Origin of the sequence: Streptomyces ossamyceticus (genome assembly GCF_001418475.1) — a bacterium.
Lineage (GTDB): Bacteria > Actinomycetota > Actinomycetes > Streptomycetales > Streptomycetaceae > Streptomyces > Streptomyces ossamyceticus.
The window spans coordinates 1-1927 of the sequence record NZ_LIQX01000864.1 but is presented as its reverse complement, the minus strand read 5'-3'; the positions used below and the strand labels follow the sequence as shown (position 1 = coordinate 1927).

The following is a 1927-nucleotide window of genomic DNA, read 5'->3' as shown; positions in this document are numbered from 1 at the left end:
GTCAACGGCGACGTCTCCGACTCCTGGGTCTTCGGCCTCCTCCGCCGCGAGTGGCACCCGACGGTCACGCCTACGGCCGGCCGCTAGGACCGGGACCTGCCCGCCCTTCGCTTAGGGGGTAGTTGACGCCTCGAGGGAGACCTCCGCCCACACCGTCTTACCCACGGGGTGACGAGGATCCGACCCCCAGCGCATGGCCAGGACGTCCACCAGCAGTAGTCCTCGGCCGGACTCGCCGTCGGGGTGCGGCAAGGGCGGGGCGGCGGGCGGTCGCTTCGCGGAGGCGGCGTCGGCGACCTCGATACGCACCACCCCTGCGGTCAGGTCGAGGGCGAGTCGGAGACCGAAGTCCCGTCCGGGAACCCGGCCGTGCCGTACGGCGTTCGCGGCGAGTTCGCCGACGACGAGAGCGACGGTGCACGACACGTCGGACGCCGCCGGGTAGCCCCACTCCGCCATGTGCCTGACGGCGAGACGCCGGGCGAGCTGCGCCCCTCGCGGGGAGGCGACGAACCGCTCTGCGATGGCGGGGAGTTCGCCTGACTTCGCCTTGGCGGCGAGCGCGACTGTCTCCGGCGTGAGGGTCGCGGTGCTCCGCCGTGGCTCGTCTCCCGGCGTGGTCGTTGCTGTCAGCACGGCTGGTCCGTCCTTGTCTGTCGAGCTGAGACATCTCATGGAGTGCGTGAATAGTCACGTTCCGTGTCCAAGGGTCGTCCGATCGCCCTACGCTCGAAAGGTGACGCAGCCTTACTTTTCAGTCCGTAAGGAACGGAAGTGACGCTTTGGCCAACGGAATTGATCCCAGCGCGTCGATGGCGGCGCTGTTCGGCGCGCGGGTGCGCAGGCTCCGTACGGCGGCCGGACTGACGCAGGCCGAGCTCGGTGACCGGACGCACGTGGTGAGCACGCGGATCACCCAGATCGAGCGGGCGTCCGGAGCGAAGCCGACGCTGGAGCTGGCACGTGCGCTGGACGCGGTCCTTGGCGCGGACGACCTGTTGGTGGACCTGTGGCCTTACGTGTACCGGGAGGCGTTTCCGGACTGGTCGCGGAAGTTCATGGAGTACTCGGAGCGGGCGGTGGTCATTCGGCAGTACGCGGCACATGTGGTGCCGGGTCTGTTGCAGACGGAGGACTACGCGCGGGCGGTGCTGCGAGTCGGCCGAACGCTCGGCAGCAATGAGCAGTTGGAGGAGCGGGTCGCCCTTCGTATGGGACGACAGGAGCGCCTCGGTACGCCTGATCGTCCCGGACTGTGGGTGGTCCTCGACGAGGCGGTGCTCAGGCGTCCGGTCGGTGGCCGGGCGGTGATGGATGAGCAGTTGGCGCGGTTGCTCGGGGCCACGGCGGAACCTCACATCACCGTGCAGGTACTGCCGTTCGACCAGGGTGAGCACGATGCCTTGGGTGGCTCGCTCACAGTGCTCACCATGCCGGACGGCTCGGAGATCGCCTACACGGAGGGCGCGCACTACGGCCAACTCATTGAGGATCAGGACGAGGTCACGGGTTTCGCGCTGACTTACGATCGGCTGCGGGCGGCAGCTCTGCCCCCGCTCATGTCGCTCGACATGATCCGATCCGTGATGGAGGACAACCACCGTGGAGCGAAGGTCCCGTCCCGATCTGAACGACGCCGTGTGGCGCAAGAGCAGCTACAGCAATCAGGAGGGAGGCGACTGCGTGGAGGTGGCCGACGGCTTCCCGGCCGTCGTCCCGGTCCGTGACAGTAAGGTCCTGCACGGTCCAGCGCTGTACTTCGACGCCGTCTCCTGGGCCGCTTTCATAGGCGAGTTGAAGGCCGGGTAGCACGACCGCCCCTGGGGCAGCCGGGCCCTGGCCGCCGTCCGTCTGCCGGGCTCACCGGGCCCTTGTCCGCGAGGGTCCGGCGGGCCACTGACCTCCCCAAAGAACCGGGGGAAAGAAC

3 protein-coding genes are annotated in these 1927 nt (G+C 68.6%); 2 read left to right on the top strand and 1 reads right to left on the bottom strand.

Annotated features, from left to right (window positions below):
- Positions 1-111 precede the first annotated feature (111 nt).
- Positions 112-636: an ATP-binding protein gene (locus AOK15_RS39850; protein WP_055523978.1), complete on the bottom strand. Its 525-nt coding sequence runs from the start codon at positions 634-636 to the stop codon at positions 112-114.
- A 176-nt stretch (positions 637-812) separates the two neighbouring features.
- Here AOK15_RS39850 and AOK15_RS39845 point away from each other — a divergent pair, with 176 nt between their 5' ends.
- Positions 813-1727, top strand: coding sequence for a helix-turn-helix domain-containing protein (locus AOK15_RS39845; RefSeq protein WP_055523975.1), 915 nt, complete (start codon positions 813-815; stop codon positions 1725-1727).
- Positions 1684-1809 (top strand): DUF397 domain-containing protein, encoded by a 126-nt coding sequence (locus tag AOK15_RS48160; RefSeq protein WP_338059957.1) that lies wholly within the window; start codon positions 1684-1686, stop codon positions 1807-1809. The genes AOK15_RS39845 and AOK15_RS48160 overlap by 44 nt, the downstream gene beginning before the upstream one ends.
- Positions 1810-1927: the final 118 nt, after the last annotated feature.